Source organism: Phocaeicola sp. (assembly GCF_057861905.1).
Genome location: NZ_DBMACV010000010.1, coordinates 21,131 through 45,062, shown reverse-complemented (window position 1 = coordinate 45,062; position 23,932 = coordinate 21,131). Strand labels below are relative to the sequence as shown.

At 43.4% G+C, this 23,932-nt stretch carries 20 protein-coding genes; 11 read left to right on the top strand and 9 right to left on the bottom strand.

All coding sequences use genetic code 11. The features are described from left to right. Positions 1–17: 17 nt before the first annotated feature. From ACZM60_RS03385 to lepA, 3 genes are all read right to left on the bottom strand, one after another. Positions 18–440, bottom strand: a complete 423-nt coding sequence (locus tag ACZM60_RS03385; RefSeq protein ID WP_340319332.1) for a SoxR reducing system RseC family protein — start codon at positions 438–440, stop codon at positions 18–20. 100 nt (positions 441–540) lie between these two features. Continuing rightward, positions 541–1,122 (bottom strand): RNA polymerase sigma factor, encoded by a 582-nt coding sequence (locus ACZM60_RS03380; RefSeq protein WP_340319333.1) that lies wholly within the window; start codon positions 1,120–1,122, stop codon positions 541–543. Between the two features lie 532 nt (positions 1,123–1,654). Beyond that, a complete protein-coding gene (lepA, locus tag ACZM60_RS03375; protein WP_489520822.1) occupies positions 1,655–3,436 on the bottom strand; it encodes a translation elongation factor 4 in 1,782 nt (593 codons plus the stop codon). Between the two features lie 177 nt (positions 3,437–3,613). On the opposite strand from lepA, the gene ACZM60_RS03370 reads away from it, so the two are divergent. Continuing rightward, a complete protein-coding gene (locus tag ACZM60_RS03370) occupies positions 3,614–4,771 on the top strand; it encodes a glycosyltransferase (RefSeq protein WP_489520821.1) in 1,158 nt (385 codons plus the stop codon). Between the two features lie 13 nt (positions 4,772–4,784). Here ACZM60_RS03370 and ACZM60_RS03365 read toward each other — a convergent pair whose 3' ends face one another. Beyond that, positions 4,785–6,941 (bottom strand): DUF5686 family protein, encoded by a 2,157-nt coding sequence (locus ACZM60_RS03365; protein WP_489520820.1) that lies wholly within the window; start codon positions 6,939–6,941, stop codon positions 4,785–4,787. Positions 6,942–7,098: 157 nt separating this feature from the next. On the opposite strand from ACZM60_RS03365, the gene ACZM60_RS03360 reads away from it, so the two are divergent. Further along, a complete protein-coding gene (locus ACZM60_RS03360) occupies positions 7,099–7,800 on the top strand; it encodes a Crp/Fnr family transcriptional regulator (protein WP_489520819.1) in 702 nt (233 codons plus the stop codon). 105 nt (positions 7,801–7,905) lie between these two features. Here the strand turns inward: ACZM60_RS03360 and ACZM60_RS03355 are convergent, their stop codons facing one another. Beyond that, positions 7,906–9,150: an ABC transporter permease gene (locus ACZM60_RS03355; RefSeq protein WP_489520818.1), complete on the bottom strand. Its 1,245-nt coding sequence runs from the start codon at positions 9,148–9,150 to the stop codon at positions 7,906–7,908. Position 9,151: 1 nt separating this feature from the next. Then, a complete protein-coding gene (locus tag ACZM60_RS03350) occupies positions 9,152–10,354 on the bottom strand; it encodes a pyridoxal phosphate-dependent aminotransferase (RefSeq protein ID WP_021970920.1) in 1,203 nt (400 codons plus the stop codon). A 214-nt stretch (positions 10,355–10,568) separates the two neighbouring features. Here ACZM60_RS03350 and ACZM60_RS03345 point away from each other — a divergent pair, with 214 nt between their 5' ends. The 5 genes from ACZM60_RS03345 (at position 10,569) to ACZM60_RS03325 (ending at position 15,249) form a co-directional block, all read left to right on the top strand. Beyond that, positions 10,569–11,804, top strand: coding sequence for a fucose isomerase (locus ACZM60_RS03345; RefSeq protein WP_340320113.1), 1,236 nt, complete (start codon positions 10,569–10,571; stop codon positions 11,802–11,804). 87 nt (positions 11,805–11,891) lie between these two features. Then, positions 11,892–12,374 (top strand): DUF4494 domain-containing protein, encoded by a 483-nt coding sequence (locus tag ACZM60_RS03340; RefSeq protein ID WP_294596801.1) that lies wholly within the window; start codon positions 11,892–11,894, stop codon positions 12,372–12,374. Between the two features lie 24 nt (positions 12,375–12,398). Continuing rightward, positions 12,399–13,067 carry a YggS family pyridoxal phosphate-dependent enzyme gene (locus tag ACZM60_RS03335; RefSeq protein ID WP_021970917.1) on the top strand — a complete coding sequence of 223 codons (669 nt, stop codon included), beginning with the start codon at positions 12,399–12,401 and terminating at the stop codon, positions 13,065–13,067. 12 nt (positions 13,068–13,079) lie between these two features. Beyond that, on the top strand, positions 13,080–14,057 hold the full coding sequence (locus tag ACZM60_RS03330; protein ID WP_340320115.1) for a dihydroorotate dehydrogenase-like protein: 978 nt from the start codon (positions 13,080–13,082) through the stop codon (positions 14,055–14,057). 262 nt (positions 14,058–14,319) lie between these two features. Then, positions 14,320–15,249: a GIN domain-containing protein gene (locus ACZM60_RS03325; RefSeq protein WP_340320116.1), complete on the top strand. Its 930-nt coding sequence runs from the start codon at positions 14,320–14,322 to the stop codon at positions 15,247–15,249. On the opposite strand, the gene ACZM60_RS03320 is transcribed toward ACZM60_RS03325, so the two are convergent. Continuing rightward, on the bottom strand, positions 15,244–15,423 hold the full coding sequence (locus ACZM60_RS03320; RefSeq protein ID WP_489520817.1) for a hypothetical protein: 180 nt from the start codon (positions 15,421–15,423) through the stop codon (positions 15,244–15,246). The two genes, ACZM60_RS03325 and ACZM60_RS03320, sit on opposite strands and share 6 nt — an antisense overlap. Positions 15,424–15,649: 226 nt before the next feature. On the opposite strand from ACZM60_RS03320, the gene ACZM60_RS03315 reads away from it, so the two are divergent. After that, positions 15,650–17,308, top strand: coding sequence for a long-chain fatty acid--CoA ligase (locus tag ACZM60_RS03315; protein ID WP_021970914.1), 1,659 nt, complete (start codon positions 15,650–15,652; stop codon positions 17,306–17,308). Positions 17,309–17,314: 6 nt separating this feature from the next. Beyond that, on the top strand, positions 17,315–18,568 hold the full coding sequence (locus ACZM60_RS03310) for a hypothetical protein (RefSeq protein WP_489520816.1): 1,254 nt from the start codon (positions 17,315–17,317) through the stop codon (positions 18,566–18,568). Positions 18,569–18,674: 106 nt separating this feature from the next. On the opposite strand, the gene ACZM60_RS03305 is transcribed toward ACZM60_RS03310, so the two are convergent. Then, positions 18,675–19,262: a Crp/Fnr family transcriptional regulator gene (locus tag ACZM60_RS03305; protein WP_340320119.1), complete on the bottom strand. Its 588-nt coding sequence runs from the start codon at positions 19,260–19,262 to the stop codon at positions 18,675–18,677. Between the two features lie 34 nt (positions 19,263–19,296). Then, complete coding sequence (locus ACZM60_RS03300) at positions 19,297–20,184, bottom strand: YitT family protein (protein WP_340320120.1); 888 nt, start codon at positions 20,182–20,184, stop codon at positions 19,297–19,299. Positions 20,185–20,376: 192 nt separating this feature from the next. Between ACZM60_RS03300 and ACZM60_RS03295 the strand changes: the two genes are divergently transcribed. Then, positions 20,377–21,606, top strand: a complete 1,230-nt coding sequence (locus ACZM60_RS03295) for an LL-diaminopimelate aminotransferase (RefSeq protein ID WP_418586785.1) — start codon at positions 20,377–20,379, stop codon at positions 21,604–21,606. A 51-nt stretch (positions 21,607–21,657) separates the two neighbouring features. Next, positions 21,658–23,847, top strand: coding sequence for a glutamine synthetase III family protein (locus tag ACZM60_RS03290; RefSeq protein WP_021970909.1), 2,190 nt, complete (start codon positions 21,658–21,660; stop codon positions 23,845–23,847). Positions 23,848–23,932 lie beyond the last annotated feature (85 nt).

Genomic DNA, 23,932 nt, shown 5'->3' with positions numbered 1-23,932 from the left:
AGTATAAAATTAGTTTATTAATATATTGATTCTAATGTAAACATGAACGAACGGCTGATCTTCTTTCTGCATATATATATAATAAGGTAATAAGGAACCAGTGTCCCTAATGAAACCAAAGCAGAAAAAGCCTCGTCCCCTCCCGTCAGTTTCAGCGAAACAATCAATGAAAGCAACAGCACGACAAAAGGAAGCACGAAAGCCAGCAACACGGCTTTCATGCCCATCGACGTTGTTCCCACAATCATAACTTGCTCGCCTATCTGGCAAGGAACATTGTTTTTATTATAAACATCAATTATTTTTTCTTTCGTTTCGGAAGCGCTGCAGTGTGCCTTTACGCTACAAGATGAGCACGCAGAACTCTGCACTATTTTCACTTTCAGGCGAGAGCCATTGATGTTTTCCACAATACCTAGATGTTTAATGTTAGTTACCATCTTTTGCAAACCGTACTTTACAAATTCGTGGCAAATGTACTATAAATATTGTTTCATTGGTAACGTTAACAAAGTTTTTCTCATTAAAAAAAGTAAAAATTTATATTAAAGCATCATCGTATCCCATAGCCAACATCTTCTTTTCCAGCTCCTGATAGGCAGACTTTAAACGCTTTGCTACCGTGGAACGATTAATGCCTGTACGATCGGAAATTTCCTGATATGTCATGCCATACCAGATCTTCATCCGAACCAGTTCCGATAGATTTTCCGGCAATTCGCCAACGGCACATTTTAAATCAATAAACTTTTGCTCCTTGTTTTCGGCCGTAAGTAAATTATCAGCCGTACATTCATCTTTCAGCATATCCAGTTTCAGCGGTAAACACTCATGACTTTTCTTGCGATAAACGCTGCATAAAAAATTCCCCACTACACAATTCAGCCATGCCCCGAAGCGTCCGTCAGTCTGATATACATTCTTCAACTTTTCACAAACGTGAACTACCACTTCCTGATATAAATCGTCGGTACTCTCACTACAGCTAACAGTACTCCTCCTTATCGACTTCATTATATCACCCGTATAGCGGGCCAGTAAGATTTCGAAAGCATGATTATCACCGCCACGAAACATTGTCACCAGCTCATCGTCTGGAAATGCTTTTTCATTATCCTCCATAATAACAGAGAAAAGGTTAGAGGTTAAACAATCTGCCTGCATACACCGTAATCAGGCAAGACTTATCTTCCGGGATACCAAAGGGAATATAGTACAAAAGAGAGAATACCGTGCTACAGACCATTAATTCAAAGGTTAAAACCACAAACCAATCATATTCAACAGAAGTACCTTTAATTCCTATTAAACACAGTTTTGTTTAATGATTTGTTACAAAGGGAACTCTTTTTTCCGTATTTTCAAAATTTATCTTAAAGACTTTGCCAAAAAAGTGAAAATGTCTTTTCATAAAAAGGCTTGCAGATTTAAAGAAAAACGACGGCAAATTCAGCTTGTTTTTTGTACAAATAAAAAAATCTTTTGTACAAAAAAAATAAAAAACGTCAGCACAAATTCCGAAAGACATGAAGGACATTTAAAATAAACGTATGGAAGTTTTTGTACGGATATAAAAACGCCCTTCGTACCATGTCTGCACCGGATACCGGAGAGATGATGACACAAAGGGCGCAAAAATAAAAGATATAAAAATTTAATCAAGTTTGAGGACAGCAAGGAATGCCTTCTGCGGTACTTCCACCGTACCGATCTGTTTCATTCGCTTCTTTCCTTTCTTCTGCTTTTCGAGCAGCTTACGCTTACGGCTGACATCACCACCATAACATTTGGCAGTTACATCCTTACGGACAGCCTTGATTGTTTCACGGGCGATAATCTTCGCACCGATTGCAGCCTGAATGGCAATTTCAAATTGCTGGCGTGGTATGAGTTCTTTCAGCTTTTCGCACATGCGGCGTCCCAGGTCGTAAGCATTGTCGAAATGGGTTAACGTAGAAAGCGCATCGACCGATTCCCCGTTCAGCAGGATATCGAGCTTGACGAGTTTCGAAGGACGGAAACCAGACTGATGGTAATCGAACGAAGCATATCCCTTGGAGATACTCTTCAACTTATCATAAAAGTCGATTACAATTTCGCCTAACGGCATTTTATAATGCAGTTCTACACGATTTCCCGAGATGTAATCCTGACGAACCAATTCGCCTCGTTTTCCCAGACACAATGTCATAATCGGACCGATATAGTCGGTTGCCGTAATGATGGAAGCATCAATATAAGGTTCTTCGATGTGATCGATCAATGTCGGATCGGGCATACCGCCCGGATTGTGTACTTCCTGTACATTTCCCTGCTTGTCGTATACCATATACGAAACGTTGGGCACGGTAGTAATGACGTTCATATCAAACTCACGGTCCAGACGTTCCTGAACAATTTCCATATGAAGCAGTCCCAAGAACCCGCAACGGAACCCGAAGCCCAAAGCCAACGAAGATTCAGGCTGGAAGGTCAGCGAAGCATCGTTCAGTTGCAGTTTTTCCAGCGAAGCTCGCAAGTTTTCATAATCTTCGGCTTCAATGGGATAAACGCCGGCGAACACCATTGGTTTTACTTCCTCAAATCCGTCAATAGCCTTGTCACACGGACATTCTATATGAGTAATTGTATCGCCGACCTTAACTTCTCTTGAAGTTTTTATACCGGAAATGATGTATCCTACGTCGCCAGTACGAAGTTCTTTACGGGGAACCATGTCCATTTTCAGTACTCCTACTTCATCGGCATCATATTCCTTGCCGGTATTGAAGAACTTCACTTTGTCACCTGTACGAATCACTCCGTTTACAACCTTGAAATAAGCGATGATACCGCGGAACGAGTTGAACACAGAATCGAAGATAAGCGCCTGCAAAGGTGCGTTTTCGTCTCCTTTCGGACAAGGGATACGTTCTACCACAGCCTGAAGAATCTCCTCTACCCCCATACCGGTCTTACCGGAAGCGCGGATAATGTCTTCACGCTTACAGCCCAGCAGGTCGATAATTTCATCTTCCACTTCTTCGGGCATGGCACTTGCCATATCACATTTGTTCATTACCGAAATAATCTCCAGGTTATGTTCCAACGCCATGTACAGGTTCGAAATGGTCTGCGCCTGCACACCCTGCGAAGCATCCACAACCAACAAAGCTCCTTCACAGGCAGCAATGGAACGGGATACTTCATAAGAGAAGTCCACATGCCCCGGAGTATCAATCAGGTTCAGGATATATTTTTCTCCTTTATAGGTATACTCCATCTGGATAGCGTGACTCTTGATGGTTATACCACGCTCACGTTCCAGATCCATGTCGTCCAGCATCTGTCCTTCTGTAATCTTAATTGTCTGTGTATACTCCAGAAGTCTGTCGGCCAATGTGGACTTTCCGTGGTCGATATGGGCAATAATACAAAAATTACGTATATTCTTCATTTCTTATCTTTAATATTTTCTGATTCATCGGGCGACGTAACACCTTTATTTTTCGTCATGCAAAGATAAAGAAAAATGAGTAAGGCACAAAAAATCATCCTTTATTAGAAGTCAGATTGACGTCTATCTCGAAAAATTACTCTATTTTTGCACCGATTTTATTATAAGATTCACAACATGATTACACTTGATTTTGCATCTACGACCTTTCTGCTGGCTGCAACCTGTGGCATACTTTGCATTATTCAATTATGCTATGTCTTCGGAATCTACAACCGCATACACCAACATTTCAAGAAAGACAACAGACCGTCTGCAACGGATTTGCCTCCGCTTTCGGTCATTATCGTAACAAAAGATTCCGGCAGTGCGCTGAACCAGAACCTTCCGGCAATCCTCGAACAAGATTATCCGAAATTTGAAGTCATTGTCATCAATGACAAATCGGCCGGTGAGGATGAAGACATTCTGAAACTGCTGTCCGACCGATACGAAAATCTTTACCATACATTCATTCCGAAAACAGCTCGTTATGTCAGCCGGAAGAAGCTGGGTATTGCAATGGGAATACGTGCCAGCCGCTACGACTGGATAGTTGTGACGGAACCTTTCTGTAGCCCCGTCAGCAAGAACTGGTTGAAAAGTCTGGCAGCCCAAATGACTCCGGATACAGACATCGTTCTGGGCTACAGCAACTATCTGCCACAGAAAGGCTGGTTCGCACGAAGAATCACGACTGATTCATTCTTCCACTCCCTGCGGTATTTGGGAATGGCCTTGGCGGGACATCCTTATATGGGCGTGGGATGCAATCTTGCCTATCGGAAAAGTCTGTATGAAAAGCATAAAGGTTTTGCCGACCACTTGCAACTTCAGCGTGGAGAAGACGACTTGTTTATCAATGCTGTAGCAAACAAATACAATACGCGCGTGGCTTCGGGTACAGACAGTATCGTGCGTATGCCGGTTCCGCCCTACAAACGTATCTGGTTCGAACGGAAAATGAATGCAATGGTTACAGGTCATTATTATCAGGGAATGGCAAGATACTCGAATGCTTTCGAAACATGGACCTGCGGACTGTTTCATCTGGCTACAATCGGCGGACTGGCAATGAGTATCATAGAGCAGCAATGGATCGGGACGGGTATTGTAGCTTTGTTCTGGCTGGTTCGTTTCATCTCGACCATGAGCGTATTTCACCGTACTGCCCACGACCTGAACGAAAATTTATGCTGTATTTTCCCGCTGTTCGACCTGCTTCGCCCGTTGTGGAGTCTGGTCAGACAAATGCAATATCTGTTGCGCAAGAAAAAGGATTTTCTGAGGAAATAAACGAATACAATTATTATCTGTTGAAGAGCTCGAAGGTAAATTTGCATCCTACTGATGTGAATTTACCTTTTTCATTGCCTATAAATACACCAAAATCGAAGAGATGGGTTCCTACCCCATAGCCCAGCTCCAAATAAGGATTCAGGTGAGGCATGAACAAGATACCGGCATAGATTCGTTCCTTCTGAATAAACGAAAGCAAGTGTCCTACGGGATATAGCAGCAAGAAGGGAGTCTCGTATGTTATATTTCCACGAAAGTAATGGCGCGAAGCATTATACCAGCGTCCATCCAACATCTGAAATGTACCTCCAATATCGTCGTTCCATCCTTGAGGAAGGTTTCGATTGGCAAAATTCACATAATCGACAAAGTACATATCGTTCTGGTTGGTAAAGAATCCTCCGCCGATGTGGTAAGCTATCGTATGTAAGTCGCGGACGCGTATCTTCTGTTCTGCCGAAAACTCAAAGCGTTCATATTCGCCGGAATTCTTCATTACCTTTATACCCCGCTCGTAATCGACAAGAAAGGTGGGATAACGCGATCCGACATTTATCTTTCGGTGGCCGTTCATATAATAATGCATGCCCGGAGTCCACTCCACACGCAAACGAGGCGCGAAACTGTTATACTTTAAACGTACGCGTTGTGCTACTTCCGGAGTGCTTTCGGCTGCATAACGCCAGTGCATGGCTACGCCGGTCCAAATAGTCAGTCCATTCAAGATTTCTATGTTATGCGCCACATTCAGGTAGACATCCTTAAAATAATCCAGCTCCAGTCCATCGAAACTAAATACGCTATCGGGAATTTCTTTCAACTGATCGAGCACCACACTACTATATATCCGGTTACCGTTTCCCACATTAATCGTAATGGCTCCGTGCTTTTCAGGATTATAGACATATTCTGCATCCATCTTTGCATAGAGTTCCTTCTTCGTAAAATTATAACCTATCTGCGGTACAATATGCAACAATCTTCCATCGTGAAAAAGTTTATTGTACTTAAACTCCTGACGATACGAAATTCCGTTACGGTGACTATAGTTCACCAGCAGTGGATTTATTAAAGGAGAGCAGGTGATATTTCCTACTTTCGAAATATCAACATCATAACTACTGATCAAGGCATCGCCTAACTGTCCCATATAGACCAGATTCTTCTTGAATTTTGTTTCCACCTTTGGCAAGGTATCTCCTCTCTCCTTCCGGCGTCGTTCATCAAACGACAGGTAAAGACTGTCCTCCCAATCCGTAAGCGGCAACGGACGAATACGGGCAAACGAATCGCGGTCTTGCAACAATCTCGTCGTATCACAAGTCAATGTATACGAGTTGGACAGGTTGTAGTTATGTTTTTTCTTCAGGAGTAAATCCATTTCCTCCTTTTTCTTGAAAATTACCTCATCATATTTCAGCCAGCCGGTATAATTCATCTCCAGATTATTCCGCAAAAACTTAAACACGATATCCAGATTAATAAGTTGGGGAAGGCATCTGGTTTCTTCTGTTTCCCCCATACGCATGGCCAAATGGAAACGAGTCAGATCATACTTTCCATAAAAATTAAGATACCGTATGGTCCAGTCTTTTGTCGAAATCCAAAAGAAGCCTTCCAGCAACTGGGTACTTCGGTAACGCGGAATTACTCGTATTTTATAAACTTCTCCCGCTTTCCAGTAATCTACAGAGTCGAGCAGGTAATAATAATGTACACTCGATTGTTCATTCAGCGGAGAAAGGAGCTTGTCCTCCATCAATGACGGTGCATAAATATTAAACTTCACAAACTCCATGATATCGAAGAAACGGCTATCCCCTCCTATAAATGTAGTGGAAACAGCACGAATCTTACGGTCGTAAATGCGAGGTGCCGTATAGTGAAGCTCACTGATAGATTCATGTATATAGTCGTTTACACCTTTTTCAAATCGGAACATGGAAGGTACATACTTGATAATCTTGTTTTGCTTATGTATCTGAAGTCTGCCTTTCAAGTATAAATCGGCCTTATATTCTCCAACTTCTTTGGCATAAACCGATGCAGAGTGAAATATATGAGTAAGTATGGTATCGGCGACATATGGCTTATAAGAGAAGGCCGACATATTATTGCCGCCCCAAGCTTCGGTAGTATACCCGCACAACCAAAGGCATACTAACAAACGGAATATTATATGATATATATTTCTTAACTTCGCCATAAATCGAAGCAAATATATAACAAATCCACATGTCTATACGACATTTTTCAAGGAGAAAATCAAGTTTTTAAATTTTTCTTCCTACCTTTGTGCTACAAAACATGGTTTTATAGCACTTATGGTCAAGAAGGAATTAACAGAAGCCGAGATTGCCGAAAGTATCCCTAATTTGTGGCAGCCTCTTACCGAAGCGCAACGAGAATTACTTGCGCAAAATTTAACTATACAGAAATATAAAAAAAATGAGACAATCTATTGCGAAGGAGAAACTCCGATGCACTTGATGTGTCTGCTCAGTGGAAAAGTAAAGATTTACAAAGACGGAGTTGGCGGACGCAGCCAGATTATCCGTGTCATCAAGAATAAGGAATACTTTGCTTACCGCGCATATTTTGCAGAAGAAAACTTTGTTACGGCAGCAGCAGCATTCGAACCTTGTACGATATGCCTGATTCCGATGCCGGTTATCGTCAAGCTGATACAGGAAAATGCGGAACTGGCTATGTTCTTTATCCGCCAGCTTTCAAAAGATTTGGGTATTTCGGACGAACGTACAGTAAACTTGACTCAGAAACACATCCGCGGACGCCTTGCCGAATCCCTATTGTTCCTGAAAGATACTTACGGACTGGAAGACGATCAGTGCACACTCAGCATCTATCTTTCAAGAGAAGATTTGGCAAACCTTTCAAACATGACAACATCGAACGCCATCCGTACGCTATCGAACTTCGCAACTGAAAAATTAATCATTATCGATGGAAGAAAAATAAAGCTCATCGATGAAGAACGCTTGAAGAAAATAAGTAAAATAGGATAATTCCTTATCAAACATCCAATACGGAAAATGTCCTGATATTTTAAGACTATGTGAAAGTTTTTCCCTTAAAATATCAGGACATTTTATTTTTATGAAATATTTTTTTCACTCAAATCTGATTGATTTGGCAGGATGAATCCGGCTGACAAGATAAGAAGGACCGACCAGCATCAAGACAGACACAATCAGTGTCCCGGCATTCAGCAACAACCATACTACAACATTCAGCTCTACAGGAACAGCATCTACATAATAGGTGGCAGGATCGAGTTTGATAATTCTAAAATAATACTGCAACAAACAAAACAGAAGAGCAACAACATTTCCCCAAAGCATGCCTTTTCTTATCAACATGACGGAGAATGAAAGGAAGACTTTCCGCACAGATGTATTATCCGCTCCTAACGCCTTAAGGACTCCAATCATATTGGTGCGCTCCAATATGATAATCAGCAAGCCGGAAATCATGGTAAACCCAGCTACACCTACCATCAGAATCAGGATAACCCACACATTGATATCGAGCAAATCCAGCCATGCGAAGATTTGAGGATACACTTCTTCCACCGTCCGCGAATAATATACGCTCCCATAGCAGTCCGTTTTTTCGTTCAGCAATCCACGGATATCTTCATTTATTTGTTCCAACAAGGCATAATCGCTCACTTCTATTTCGACTCCTCCTACCTGATCCCTCTTCCAGTTATTCAAACGTACTACCGTATACAAGTCTGTTATCAGGAATAAGTCATCGTAAGCGGAGAAATTTGTCTGATAGATGCCGGCAACCGTCAACCTGCGGGCACGAATATTATCTTCCAGATAGTAAGTATACAATTTATCTCCTACCTTCAAAGACAAACGATCGGCTATGGTTTTCGAAATTACGACCTCATTGCTGGCTGTAGAATCGGTAAAAGAAGGAATTTCTCCTTCCAAGAGATGTTCCTTCAGAAAGTTCGTATCGTATTCTTGGGCAATACCTTTCAATACCATGCCCTGGAAATTATCGGAAGTCATAATCATTCCCGGCTTTGTAGCATAGCGCTGTACATGACTTACAGAAGGAACTGCTTGCAAGACATGCACCAAACTGTCATTGGCTACCACCGGAATGGTCTGATAAGACTGTGCCTCATCCATACTGGTAACAAGGATATCGGAACTTAACCCCACCACCTTGTCGCGCACCTGATGCTTAAATCCGATGACAACAGCTACGGAAATAATCATTACAGCCAGTCCGATGGCGATACCTGCCATAGCAATACGTATGGCAGGCTTTGAAACTTCCTTTCCGCCCTCGTCACTTTTATAAATACGGCGCGCTATAAAAAGCTTCCAGTTCATATTACTCGTCTACATGTCCGGGATAAGCTTCGAGAGCCTTACGCAGCACAAACAATGCACGAGCAAGGTCTTCCTTCTTCAGCACATAAGCCACACGCACTTCATTTCTGCCCGCACCCGGAGTAGTATAAAAGCCCGCTGCCGGAGCCATCATTACGGTTTCACCTTCATAATTAAAGTCAGTGAGGCACCATGCACAGAATTTTTCAGCATCATCTACCGGAAGTTTGGCTACAGTATAGAACGCTCCCATCGGAATAGGCGAATAAACTCCCGGAATACGGTTCAATCCGTCAATCAGACATTTACGCCGTTCTACATATTCATCATACATTTCACGCGAATATTCTTCCGGTTCATCAAGTGAAGCTTCTGCAGCAATCTGCCCGATCAACGGAGGACTCAAACGAGCCTGACAGAACTTCATAACAGCCTTACGTACCTCTTCATTTTTGGTAATCAGGGCACCGATACGGATTCCGCACTCCGAATAACGTTTCGACACGGAGTCTATCAGGACAACATTCTGCTCAATACCTTCCAGATGGCATGCTGATATATAAGGAGAACCTGTATAGATAAATTCACGATATACTTCGTCGGAAAACAAGAACAAATCATACTTCTTCACCAGATCGCGAATCTGATTCATCTCCCGACGTGTATACAAGTAACCTGTCGGATTGTTTGGGTTACAAATCAAGATTCCTTTGGTACGCTCGTTTATCAATTCCTCGAACTTTTCCACCTTCGGCAAGGCAAATCCTTCGTCTATTGTGGTAGTAACCGTACGGATAATTGCACCAGCCGAAATAGCAAATGCCATATAATTGGCATAAGCCGGTTCGGGAACGATAATTTCATCACCCGGATTCAAGCAGCTCATGAAAGCAAACAATACGGCTTCCGATCCTCCCGTAGTGATAATGATATCGTCAGCATCAAGGTTTATATCATATTTTTTATAATAGCCTACCAGCTTTTCGCGGTAACTGCGATAGCCCTGACTCGGGCTATATTCAAGTACAGTACGGTCTATATGACGAATCGCATCGAGGGCCGCTCGAGGAGTAGGCAGGTCTGGCTGACCAATATTCAGGTGATATACATGAATTCCTCTTCCCTTTGCAGCTTCTGCCAGAGGAGCCAATTTTCTGATAGGCGACTCGGGCATCTCATTTCCTCTAATGGATATTTGTGGCATAAATTAATAATTTAATTTTAAACGTGGCTACAAATATAGCCCGAAAGAACAAGATGCACAACTTTTCTTCTAAAATAAATCCGCTACCGTCCTTACGGAAAAGCCTAAACAGGCTCTAAACTCTATCAAAAAACATAAAAACTCTTCACAACATCAAGTCGGCAAACAGAAAAAAACGTATATTCGTACATGCAAACCTATCACATATTGAACTATGAATCTATACCTAATTATATTTACATCCGGAAGTTACAAGATGGAGCAAACTTATCAGAATCATAAGGAGCTCTTCATGGCATTGGAAAAGCACTTCACGTTACACTTGATACATCACACTGAAGCCGAAAGCATTCCAGCCAACGCCTACAAAATGGCATTCATTGCCAGTGGAGGAGTAGAAGATACTGTCATCAAAAACTTCAGTATTCTGCCCTACCCGATAACCTTGCTTGCCGACGGACTGAACAATTCACTTGCCGCAGCACTGGAAATTGCTGCATGTGTACGCAACAAAGACATGAAAGTACATATTATCCACGGACAAGTAGCCTACATGGCCGAGCAAGTATTACTACATCATAAGGCATTTGCCGCCAAGCGCTCACTGAAGGGCAAGCGAATCGGAGTTATCGGGACTCCAGCTCCATGGCTCGTAGCCAGTCATGTAGACTATCTCTTAGCAAGCCAGCGCTGGGGAGTGAACTACATTGACATTCCGCTTCAGGAAGTTTACAAACGTTTCTACGAGATTACTGATGACGAAATAGGACTGGAAGCCTCTATTTTTGCCAACAAAGCCAAAGCTTGTCAGGACACTACGCCGGAAGAACTTTTAAAAGCCATGCGACTCTATAAGGCAATCAAGCAGCTATGCACTTCCGAACAGTTGGATGCCGTAGCTTTGTCTTGCTTTTCCCTGATCAAACAATTGAAAACAACAGGATGTCTGGCCTTATCATTATTAAATAATGAAGGAATTCCGGCCGGTTGCGAAGGAGATTTGCAGGCCATCATGACTATGCTCATGGCAAAAGCCGTTACCGGACAGGTTTCGTTCATGGGAAATCCTTCCTTCATCGATACCCAACGCAATGAACTACTGCTGGCCCATTGCACCATTGCAACCAAAATAGTAAACGACTTTATCATACGCGACCATTTCGAAACACAAAGTGGCATAGCTATACAAGGAATGATGCACGAAGGCGATGTTACCATCTTCAAGTGCGGAAGCGAATGTCTGGACGAATATTATCTGGCGGAAGGTTACCTGACCGAGAATACCAATCTGGCGACTTCATGCCGCACGCAGTTTAAAATCAAGCTTAACAAGCCTGTAAGCTATTTTCTGACCAATCCTTTGGGAAACCACCATATTATGCTACAAGGAAATCACGTTGCAGAACTTCAAGAGTTCATGCAACAGAACCGATGCAAGCTACGCGAGTAAACAAATAAATTATTTATGTAAGAGTTTTAATTAAAATTTTAGTGTAAATTTGCATGAACATTGTCAAACTAACACAGAAAGAAATTCATTATGATGCATAATTGGTTCGAATGTAAAATCCGCTATGAGAAAGTAGCGGAAAACGGCATGAACAAAAAAGTAACAGAACCTTACTTAGTAGATGCACTCAGTTTTACAGAAGCAGAGTCACGCATTATCGAAGAAATCACCCCGTTTATCAGTGGAGAATTTACTGTAGCCGACATCAAACGTGCAAATTACAGTGAGCTGTTCCCATGCGAAGAAGATGCAGCCGACCGCTGGTTCAAGTGCAAGCTGTACTTCATTACGCTCGACGAAAAAAGCGGAGCCGAAAAGAAAACGGCAACAAACGTACTGGTACAGGCAGCCGACCTGCGCGATGCGGTCAAGAAACTGGATGAGGGCATGAAAGGAACCATGGCTGATTATTCCATTGCTTCCATTGCAGAAACAGCTATTATGGATGTATATCCCTACTCTGCCGAACCGGATGTAAAGCCAGAATTTCCGGATGCCGATAAAAGATAATACTCAAAAAAAACAAATCTGATAATGGATATTCAAACTAATTTAAAGGAAGTGGTAGCGGAATTGCCGGAAAACGTCCGTCTGGTAGCCGTATCGAAATTCCATCCTGCCGAGGCCATCGAGGCAGCCTATGCTGCCGGACAGCGCATCTTCGGCGAAAGCAAGGAACAGGAATTATCGGGGAAATACGAAAAACTGCCGAAAGACATCGAATGGCATTTCATCGGACACCTGCAAACCAACAAGGTAAAGTATATTGCACCTTACATTGCAATGATACATGCCGCCGACTCCTATAAATTATTGGCTGAAGTCAACAAACAAGCTGCCAAGTACAACCGCGTCATCCCCTGCCTGCTCGAGATACATATCGCACAGGAAGAAAGCAAATACGGATTTACATTCGACACTTGCAGGGAGATGCTTCGTGCGGGAGAATGGAAAGGCCTGAATCACGTCTGCATTGCAGGCGTCATGGGCATGGCTACAAACACAGACGACACGGCAGAAATTGCCAAAGAATTTCATTCACTGAAAACATTCTTCGACGAACTGAAAAAGGATTATTTTTCCGATCGTCCGGAATTCCGTGAAATATCCATGGGTATGTCGCACGACTATCTGATAGCTGTCAAAGAAGGAAGTACGATGGTACGTGTGGGAAGTAAAATTTTTGGAGAAAGAATCTATTAAAATCTAATTAATATGGCACAACTAAAAACAACATTCGCAGGATTGGCACTTGAAAACCCGATTATCATCAGTAGTTCGGGACTGACTAACAGTGCAGAAAAAATCAAAAAACTGGAAGAAGCCGGCGCAGGAGCTGTAGTCCTGAAGTCTGTTTTCGAGGAACAAATCAACATGCAGGCAGGAGCCATGCAGGGATACGGCTCTCCCGAAGCAGATGACTATTTGGGTACATACGTACGCTCGCATGCACTGAACGAACATATCAGCCTGATAGAAGAAACAAAAAAAATATGTCACATCCCCGTTATCGCCAGCATTAACTGCTACAGCGACAGCGAATGGGTGGACTTTGCAGAAATGATGGAAAAAGCCGGAGCCGATGCTCTGGAGCTGAACATCCTGTCCTTACAGACCGAAAAGGATTATACACCGGGAAGTTTCGAACAACGCCATATCGAAATTCTCCGCCACATCAAGAAAGTTGTAAAAATCCCTGTAATCATGAAACTGGGAAGCAACTTCACTAATCCGGTTTCCCTCATCAACCAGCTTTATGCCAACGGAGCTGCAGCCGTAGTTCTGTTCAACCGTTTCTATCAGCCGGATATCAATATCGATACGATGACCTTTACCAATGCCAACGTCATGAGTACTCCGAATGAGCTGGCCGACCGTCTGCGCTGGACAGCCATCGCTTCGGCAGCCGTACCACGCTTGGATTATGCCATTTCCGGTGGCGTACACTGCGGAAAAGGTGTCATCAAATCAATTCTGGCAGGTGCAGCAGCTGTAGAAGTATGCAGCGTGATTTACCAGTACGGCGCCAAGGAAATTGAAAACATGAAGAAAGAACTGGCTGAATGGATGGATGATAAAGGTTACGAAAACCTGTCTCAGTTTAAAGGCAAGATGAATGCCGAAGCTGCCGGCGACATCAATCCGTTCGAACGTACACAGTTCATGAAATACTACAGCAGCAGAGAAGAATAATTTTTCTTCTGATACCTGAAAAGAAATCCGGCAAGCAAACCTATCACAGCTTGCCGGATTTTTTTATTCAAACCATGACCGGCAGTCTGTTACGCCTTACCTATTAATTACATAACCATATCTATTCAGGCACAATTCATTTTATTTTTTCAAGCGATATCTACAAAATTTACATTCCATATTCATTTTTCCCGGTAAAACTTGTTACATTTCGGGCAAACTTGCGTCTAACTAAACAGAAAACTCAAAAAACACATTGCATATGAAAACATTTAAATTTGCAGCCACATTAGGCATTGCACTTACTTTTATGGCAACCGAGAGCTGTTCCTTTTCCTTAAATGGAAAAAACATCAAGCCCAGCAACAACTATGTCACCAAGAAAATTGAACTCAGCGACATCAGTTCCATCAAAGCCTCCACTTCGATAGATGTAGTCTATACACAAACCAAGGGAGAGTCCTATGCCGAAGTCTACGCCCCCGACAACATCGCCCCTTATGTAAAAGTACATCAGAACGGAGACAAGCTGGAAGTCTGCTACGATTTCCCCAAAGGACTTGCAGTTTCCATACGTGGCAAATACGAATGTGAAGTCAAAGTCTTTGCCCCCGAGGTAACAACATTTACAACATCCAGTTCTTCCGATATCACACTTGCCAGTACACTGGAAACAGCCAAAGATGTAAACCTGAAAACATCGAGCAGCGGCGACATCGATGCTGGCAAGATACAGTGCAGCAACCTGAATATCTCCTCCTCCAGCAGCGGCGATATTGCCATAAAGAGCGTGACATGCCGTACACTCGAAGCCTCTGCCAGCAGCAGTGGAGATTTAAAAATAGCCACTGCACACTGTAACGAAGCCAGCCTCCGCTCCAGCTCATCGGGCGACTGCGATATTAAATCGTTGTCGTGTACAGGGAACATACAGGCACAAACCAGTTCTTCAGGCGACATCCATCTGTCCGGCAAATGTACGACAGCCGAATATTCATCACAATCGAGCGGCAGTATTTACGCTCAGGACCTGAAAGCGTCACAAGTCAAAGCCAGCGCCAGCTCGGGAGGTGACATTCTGTGTCACGCCACCGAAACTTTGTCGACCAGCACAAGCAGCGGAGGTGAGATCCGCTACAACGGCAATCCCCGGCAGATAACCGGAAAATCGGAAAACGTGTCTAAGTTATAAACCAGACAACGCCGGCAGCTTTTGCCAGAAAGCTGCCCGGAAAGCTAATATCTTTTGTACAAAAAATATTTGTTTTTGTACAAAAGATATTTTTTTCTCTACAAATTTTCTTTCAGCCGCGCCCTTCTTCTCAAACGCTTTCCGCCAGCTTTTTGCCAGCATTTCCGCACTCATTACAAACGGCCGGAAAGCTTTACCTTTCCTTCTGACACATACGAACCAAAAGATTCCTTATTTTGTTCTATATAGAAAAGGATAAAAAAATGTTCCGAAATACATTTCACCTAAAGCAAGCATCCGATATGCCCTTATAAGGCACTACATAAATTTGGAATACTAAGAATTAAACAATATCTTTGCACAATAAGGTTCTTTTTGTGCACTACTAAACAAACATTCTATGGAAAAAAGTTTTATCGCCTTTGTAGAAAACAGCATCAAGGAACACTGGGACCTGGACGCTCTGACCGATTATAAAGGTGCAACCTTACAATACAAGGACGTTGCCCGCAAAATAGAAAAATTGCATATTCTGCTGGCAGAAAGCGGTATCAAACCTGGCGACAAGGTAGCTGTCTGCGGGCGAAACAGTTCACACTGGGGAGTGGCTTTTCTTGCTATACTGACTTACGGAGCGGTAGCTGTACCCATTTTACATGAATTCAAGGCAGACAACATACACAATATTGTAAATCACTCGGAAGCACGTCTGCTCTTCGTGGGCGATGTGGTATGGGAAGCCTTGAACGAAGCAGAAATGCCTTTGCTGGAAGGTATCATCCTGATGACCGACTTTACCTTGCAGGTATGCCGCAGCAAGCAACTGGAATATGCCCGCGAACACCTCAACGAATTGTTTGGAAAGAAATTTCCCCGCAATTTCCGCCGCGAACATGTATCGTACCGCCGCGACGAGCCAGAAGAACTGGCTGTCATCAACTATACTTCCGGGACTACCAGCTTTTCGAAAGGCGTCATGCTTCCTTACCGTTCGCTATGGTCGAACACGCAGTTTGCCTTCGAGGTGCTTCCGCTGAAGCCGGGCGACAGAGTCGTATCCATGCTTCCTATGGCACACATGTACGGACTGGCGTTCGAATTTCTGTACGAGTTTGCCAGCGGATGTCACGTATTCTTCCTCACACGTATGCCCAGCCCGAAGATTATCTTCCAGGCATTCTCCGAGGTCAAGCCACACATTGTCATCGCCGTACCGCTGATTATCGAAAAGATTATCAAGAAAAACGTACTGCCCAAACTGGAAACGCTTAAGATGAAAATGTTGCTGAAAGTTCCGATTATCAACGATAAAATCAAGGCAGCCGTACGCGAACAGATGATAAAAGGCTTTGGAGGCAACTTCTACGAGGTCATCATAGGTGGAGCTGCTTTTAATCAGGAAGTAGAAAAGCTACTGAAAAGCATCGACTTTCCTTATACCGTAGGATACGGAATGACTGAATGCGGTCCGATAATCTGCTACGAAGACTGGAAACGTTTCCGCCCGGGATCGTGCGGCAAGGCTGCCCCCCGCATGGAAGTACGGATTGACAGTCCAGACCCGCAGAACATAGTTGGCGAAATCCTGACACGCGGCGACAATGTCATGCTGGGATATTATAAAAATGCTGAAGCAACGGCGCAAATCTTCGACTCCGACGGATGGCTGCATACCGGTGACCTGGGAATCATGGACGAGGAAGGTAACATTACCATCAAGGGAAGAAGCAAGAATATGCTGCTCGGCCCTTCCGGACAAAATATCTATCCCGAAGAAATCGAGGAGAAACTGAACAATCTCCCGTTTGTTGCCGAAAGCATCATCATACAGCAGAACGACAACAAGCTGGCTGCTCTGATTTATCCGGAGTTCGATGAAGCATATTCGCAAGGTATGACGGATAAGGATATAGAGAACGCAATGGAAGAAAACCGTGTGACGCTGAACTCCGAACTGCCGGCTTACTCACAGATATCACGAATCAAAATCTATCCTGAAGAGTTCGAAAAAACTCCGAAAAAGAGCATCAAACGATTCCTCTATCAGGATGTAAAATAAATACGGATGAAACTCAATACCATAATGATAAGTATGTTCCTGTCAGGATGCCTTCTGGCAGGAACAACTCCTTTTTACGCACAGGTGCGCAATAATAAAGGACTGAAAAAGGGGGTGAACTTAGCTGTCAATATCACCAATAAGAAAAAAGAACCGCCACGCACGTACGTAAATCTTGGGCTGATCAGCAATTATCCCTGCCTGAATGGTGTAGGCCTCAACGTCATCTCCAGCATTACACATTATCATTCGCAGGGTTTTCAAGTAGCAGGCATTACCAACGTTACAGGACTGAATGCCACCGGATTCCAGTTCTCGGGTATAGCTAACGTAACGGGTAAAAATACGAAAGGCATTGCCATAGCAGGATTGATGAACGTCAACGGCAATTCGATGTCGGGACTTGGCATATCGGCCCTCGGTAATGTAGCCGGACTGAATGAAAACGGTATATCTATAAGTGGACTCATAAACATTGCTGGCAGGAATAGTTCCGGAGTGAATATAGCTGGACTTGCCAATATTACAAGAAGAACACAGGAAGGACTGATTATAGGAGGACTGATGAATGTAGCCGGAGAAACAATGAACGGCATACAACTGACCAGTCTGCTGAACGTAGCCAGTACTAAAAACAATGGTGTACAACTTGCCGGCTTAGGAAATATCGCCGTAGAAAATCGTGGGCTACAGCTGGGTATTGCGAATTACGGTGAACAGAACAAGGGATTGCAGGCGGGTATCGCCAACGTATCTTCACAGACAAGTAAGGGATTGCAGTTGGGTATCGTCAATATCAGTCAGGATAGTGCAGCCCATCAGATAGGATGTGTCAACATCAACCCGATGACTCGTGTACAGATGATTGTTTCAAGCGGTAACCTGAACAAAATAAATGTAGCGGTACGCTTCAAGAACCGACATACGTATACAGAACTGGGTGGAGGAGCCTTTTACCTGAATACAGATTACAAGCTCTCTGCCTCAGCCTTTTATCGCGGAGGTGTGTACTGCTCGCTTCTCCCCCGGCTGGAGCTGAGTGCCGATGCGGGCTTTTATCATATCGAAACGCTCGACAACAAACACGAAGGACTGCCTGCCCGTCTTTATGCTTTGCAGCCACGTATCAACCTGGAGTATCGTATGGGACGCAAAATAGGCATATTTGCTTCGGGAGGATACAGTTGGACCCGTCAATATGGTCATAGCCGGATGTTCGACCATAAAGCTACTTTCGAAGCCGGAATCGTATTATTCTGATATATTAAAAAGGCAATCTGCATAAAAAGACTCACCTGTATATAGCTTTCTCTGAAAGAAACCACTATATACAGGTGAGTCTTTTTTGTATCTGAAAAATAGATTTTTATCCATTCAAACTGGCCGAACGCACCCGACTCAGGGTTTCGGGTGTCATCTGCAGCAGCGATGCTATATAAACCAGCGGGGCACGCTTCAATATTTCCGGATGCAACTGAAGAAGTCTGTTGTAACGCTCGTGTGCAGGCTCAAAGCGCAACGTATCAGCCTTTACCTGCGACTCGATCAGTGAATACTCGAAAAATTTTCTATATAGCACACCGATATCGGCATGCTCTATCGACAGACGCTCTATCTCCTTCTTGCTGATTTCCCAAAGAATGGAAGGTTCCAATGCCTCAATCATCAGGCGTGTAGGTTCTTGCTTAAGATAACTTTCCAGACAGATTATCATTCCGCCTTCATATCCGATATGCTCGGTTACATCCTTGTCGTACTTGAAATAGAACTGACGGGTCATTCCCTTTTCAATGTACCGCATACACTCGCACACGTCACCTTCATTCAGGATAATTTCTCCTTTTTTATACTTCCTGCAAACTAAAATATCTGCCAGTGCATGAATGCTCTCTCGCTCCAACACAACTTGTTTTTCTGCAACCATCTGGCGCACAATTTCAACACTTGTCATCACATCATCTCCTTTTGCCTACATAAAAATTTTATCTCTATCTTACTTTAATGCGGTCGAAACCTTCACCAAAAACTCCGATTACTGCACTTTGAGAAACAAACGCTCCCGGATCGATATCTTTTATCAGACGAAATATCGTATTCGATTCTGTCTTCTTCGCCAACACAAACATCATTTTTACATTATTATGTGTATAGCATCCCACTCCGTCAATAAAAGTTACCCCGCGATGCAGGTCCAGATTGATACGTCTGCCTATCTCTTCATACTTGGAAGATATAATGAAGAACTGTACAGACAGACGGGCACTGTTTACAACCTGATCTAACACAAAACTGGATACAAACAATACGACATAACCATACACCACGCGCTCCCAGTCATGCAAGACCAGATAACTGGATGAAATAATGATAATATCGCACATCAATATAACACGCCCCAAAGAAATATCACGATATTTATTGACAATGGCTGCAATAATATCTGTACCTCCTGTACTTCCATTCGCCGAAAAAGCAACACCGATACCACCTCCGCAGAACGAAGCTCCCAAGACACAAGCCATAAAAGGCTGGTCGTGTATCAGACTACCTTTCACAAAATCTTGTATAATGGCCAGCAATATGGTCAAAACGGCAACGGCCCAGATTGTTTTCAGGCAAAACTTAAGCCCCAGAATTTTCAATGCGAGCAGCAGCAACAAGAAATTAATAATAAGGTATGTATACTGGACAGGGAAACCTGTTGCCCAAAAGATTATGGATGCAATACCCGGAACTGCTCCTGAGGGAATATCATTCGGCAACAAGAACACCGTCCACCCAATACCATACATAAGCATGCCCAAAGCAATCATCAAATAATCTTTGGTTTCCCTAAAGAATTGCTGTGATTTTGTAAGAGGCTTCATTTGATTCATCTTTACAATTATAAGTTATAGTTTTCGATTTTGTTGATACAAAATTATAAAAAAATCACCTATAACGATAGAATGGAGATAAATTTCTTACAAAAACGAAGAAAAGGAAATAAGACGGTTTTGTAGATCGTATAAATTTCGTAATTTTGTCCCGAATTGGGATAAATAGTCAGAATATACTACAAATACATCATGGCATTAGTGAACGAACATTTCCTGAAACTGCCGAACAATTACTTTTTCTCCGACCTGGAGAAAAAAGTCAACTTGTTCAGGGTAACTCATCCTAAAGCCGATATAATCCGCTTGGGAACAGGAGATGTCACCCTTCCCCTTCCACGTGCTTGTATAGAAGCCATGCACAAAGCCGTAGAAGAGATGTCGGATGCGACTACATTTCACGGTTACGGTCCCGAAGAGGGCTATCACTTTCTCATCAATGAGATCATCAAAAACGATTACGCTCCACGGGGAGTACATCTGGAACCCGGAGAAGTATTCATCAGCGACGGCAGCAAGAGTGACACAGGAAGTATCGGCGATATTTTACGCCATGACAACAGCATCGGAGTAACCGACCCGATTTATCCGGTTTATATCGATTCGAACGTTTCATGCGGACGCGCCGGAGAACTGCAAAGCGACGGAAAATGGAGCAATGTGGTTTATATGCCCTGCCTTCCCGAAAACAATTTTATCCCACAAATTCCCAGTCAGCGCATCGATATCGTTTATCTGTGCTATCCCAATAACCCGACAGGAACTGTACTCAGTAAGAGTGAACTGAAGAAATGGGTAAATTATGCTATTCAAAACGACACCTTGATTATATTTGATGCTGCCTACGAAGCATACATACAGAATCCGGAAATTCCCCATTCCATATACGAAATAAAAGGAGCCAGAAAGGTTGCCATTGAATGCCGAAGCTTTTCGAAAACGGCAGGATTTACCGGAGTTCGCTGCGGTTACATGGTAATTCCCAAAGAAGTGACGGCCGCTACGCTGACAGGCAAGCGCATTCCACTCAATCCGATGTGGAAACGTCATCAGGAAGTCAAATTCAACGGAACATCTTACATTACTCAGCGGGGAGCTGAAGCTGTTTACACTCCCGAAGGGAAAGAACAGGTAAAAGCAAACATCCGATATTATATGGAAAATGTACAGATTCTGAAAAAGGCATTCTATGAACTGGGACTGAAAGTGGCAGGCGGTGATGACGCTCCTTATCTTTGGGTACAAGCTCCCAAGGGCATGTCATCGTGGAAATTTTTCGATAAATTACTATACGAAGCCCACATTGTAGGAACTCCCGGTGTTGGTTTCGGACCAAGTGGAGAAGGTTATATGCGCTTTACCGGTTTTGGCAAGAAGGAACACTGCATGGAAGCCATACAACGTCTTCGCCGATGCTTATAAGTAAAACAAAAAAACATTTAGGAGAACAACATAAAAATTATTTTAGGTATTATGTCAAAATTAAGATTCAGAGTTGTAGAAAAAGCGTTTCATAAGAAACCTGTCGAAGTTACTCCCCCGACAGAACGCCCGAGTGAATATTTCGGTAAATATGTATTCAACAGGGAAAAAATGTTCAAGTATCTTCCCAGCAAAGTATACGCCAAGCTGGTAGATGTTATCGATAATGGAGCTGCTCTCGACAGAAGCATTGCAGATGAAGTTGCTGCCGGAATGAAAAAGTGGGCAACGGAACTGGGTGTTACTCACTACACTCACTGGTTTCAGCCGCTGACAGAAGGTACGGCTGAAAAACACGATGCCTTCGTTGAACACGACGGAAAAGGTGGTATGCTGGAAGAATTTTCTGGTAAACTTCTTGTCCAGCAGGAAGCTGACGGCTCTTCATTCCCCAATGGTGGTGTGAGAAATACATTCGAAGCACGCGGTTATAGTGCATGGGACCCTTCTTCACCTGTTTTTGTAGTAGACGATACGCTGTGCATTCCGACAGTATTTATCGCTTACACAGGAGAATCTCTGGATTATAAAGCTCCGTTGCTGAAAGCTATTCAGGCAGTCACAAAATCGGCTCTTGACGTGATGCACTATTTCGATCCGTCGGTAAAGAAAATTATTTCCTACCTCGGCTGGGAACAAGAATACTTTTTAGTTGACGAAGGACTGTATGCTGCCCGCCCCGACTTGCTGCTTACCGGACGTACTCTTATGGGCCACGAAGCATCGAAGAACCAACAGTTGGAAGATCATTACTTCGGTGCCATCCCTCCACGTGTAGCTGCTTTCATGAAAGACCTCGAAATACAGGCTTTAGAATTAGGAATACCAGTAAAAACCCGCCACAATGAAGTAGCTCCTAACCAGTTTGAACTGGCTCCTATCTATGAAGAATGTAATCTGGCCGTAGACCATAATATGCTCATCATGTCATTGATGCGTAAAATTGCCCGCAATCACGGATTCCGTGTGCTGCTTCACGAAAAACCGTTCAAGGGAGTCAATGGCTCAGGTAAGCACAATAACTGGTCATTGGGTACAGACAATGGAACATTACTGATGGCTCCGGGCAAAACTTCAGAAGAAAACCTGCGCTTTATCACGTTTGTAGTAAATACACTGATGGCTGTATATCATCACAACGGATTATTGAAAGCGTCTATCATGAGTGCAACCAACGCTCATCGTCTGGGTGCTCATGAAGCACCTCCAGCCATTATTTCTTCGTTCTTAGGCACTCAGCTTAGTAAAGTGCTCGATCATATGGAAGAAAGCACGAACAACGATCTGGTATCGCTGGGCGACAAGCAGAGTATGCGCCTGGACATCCCTCAGATACCTGAGCTGCTGATAGATAATACTGACCGTAACCGTACCTCACCTTTCGCATTTACAGGAAACCGCTTCGAGTTCCGTGCTCCTGGTTCTGAAGCAAACTGCGCCAGTGCAATGATAGCTCTGAATGCAGCTGTGGCAGAACAGCTTACTATCTTTAAGAAGGATGTTGATTCACTTATTGAAAAAGGAGAGCCTAAGATTACTGCTATCATTCAGGTTATCCGTAAATACATAAAGGAATGCAAGCCTATTCGTTTCGACGGTAACGGATATAGCGACGAATGGAAGGAAGAAGCTGCTCGCCGCGGACTGGATTGTGAAACAAGTTGCCCGCTGATTTTCGACAACTATTTGAAGCCGGACACAATCCGCATGTTCGAATCTACCGGAGTAATGAACCGCAAAGAGCTGGAAGCACGTAATGAAGTAAAATGGGAAATGTATACCAAAAAGATACAGATCGAAGCACGCGTGCTGGGCGATTTGGTAATGAACCATGTAGTTCCTGTGGCAATCGAATATCAGACCAAGCTGATAGACAATGCCTATAAGATGAAATCACTTTTCCCTGCCGACGAAGCAGCAGCTCTGTCGGCCGAAAACCTGGCAATCATCAAAGAAATAGCAGAACATACAGCCTTTATCAAAGAGCAAGTTGATGCAATGGTAGAAGCTCGTAAAGTTGCAAACCGAATCACAACCGAACGCGAAAAAGCAATTGCTTACCACGATAATATCGCACCGATGCTGGAACAAATCCGCTATCACATCGACAAGCTCGAACTGATTGTTGATGACCAGATGTGGACACTGCCGAAGTATCGCGAATTGTTATTCGTACGCTAAACAAATTATTTATTGCCATAAAAGGGCACAGAGTTACACACGTTAGACTTTTATCTTTCCGTTGTGTCACTCTGTGTCCTTTGTG

Coding starts and splice junctions, on each gene's coding strand:
- ACZM60_RS03315 (WP_021970914.1), top strand. CDS start 15,650: ATGGAAAAAAGTTTTATCGCCTTTGTAGAAAACAGCATCAAGGAACAC.
- ACZM60_RS03385 (WP_340319332.1), bottom strand. CDS start 440: ATGGTAACTAACATTAAACATCTAGGTATTGTGGAAAACATCAATGGC.
- ACZM60_RS03310 (WP_489520816.1), top strand. CDS start 17,315: ATGAAACTCAATACCATAATGATAAGTATGTTCCTGTCAGGATGCCTT.
- ACZM60_RS03330 (WP_340320115.1), top strand. CDS start 13,080: ATGGCACAACTAAAAACAACATTCGCAGGATTGGCACTTGAAAACCCG.
- ACZM60_RS03320 (WP_489520817.1), bottom strand. CDS start 15,423: ATGAGTGCGGAAATGCTGGCAAAAAGCTGGCGGAAAGCGTTTGAGAAG.
- ACZM60_RS03290 (WP_021970909.1), top strand. CDS start 21,658: ATGTCAAAATTAAGATTCAGAGTTGTAGAAAAAGCGTTTCATAAGAAA.
- ACZM60_RS03325 (WP_340320116.1), top strand. CDS start 14,320: ATGAAAACATTTAAATTTGCAGCCACATTAGGCATTGCACTTACTTTT.
- ACZM60_RS03350 (WP_021970920.1), bottom strand. CDS start 10,354: ATGCCACAAATATCCATTAGAGGAAATGAGATGCCCGAGTCGCCTATC.
- ACZM60_RS03295 (WP_418586785.1), top strand. CDS start 20,377: ATGGCATTAGTGAACGAACATTTCCTGAAACTGCCGAACAATTACTTT.
- ACZM60_RS03335 (WP_021970917.1), top strand. CDS start 12,399: ATGGATATTCAAACTAATTTAAAGGAAGTGGTAGCGGAATTGCCGGAA.
- ACZM60_RS03370 (WP_489520821.1), top strand. CDS start 3,614: ATGATTACACTTGATTTTGCATCTACGACCTTTCTGCTGGCTGCAACC.
- ACZM60_RS03380 (WP_340319333.1), bottom strand. CDS start 1,122: ATGGAGGATAATGAAAAAGCATTTCCAGACGATGAGCTGGTGACAATG.
- ACZM60_RS03360 (WP_489520819.1), top strand. CDS start 7,099: ATGGTCAAGAAGGAATTAACAGAAGCCGAGATTGCCGAAAGTATCCCT.
- lepA (WP_489520822.1), bottom strand. CDS start 3,436: ATGAAGAATATACGTAATTTTTGTATTATTGCCCATATCGACCACGGA.
- ACZM60_RS03345 (WP_340320113.1), top strand. CDS start 10,569: ATGAATCTATACCTAATTATATTTACATCCGGAAGTTACAAGATGGAG.
- ACZM60_RS03355 (WP_489520818.1), bottom strand. CDS start 9,150: ATGAACTGGAAGCTTTTTATAGCGCGCCGTATTTATAAAAGTGACGAG.
- ACZM60_RS03300 (WP_340320120.1), bottom strand. CDS start 20,184: ATGAATCAAATGAAGCCTCTTACAAAATCACAGCAATTCTTTAGGGAA.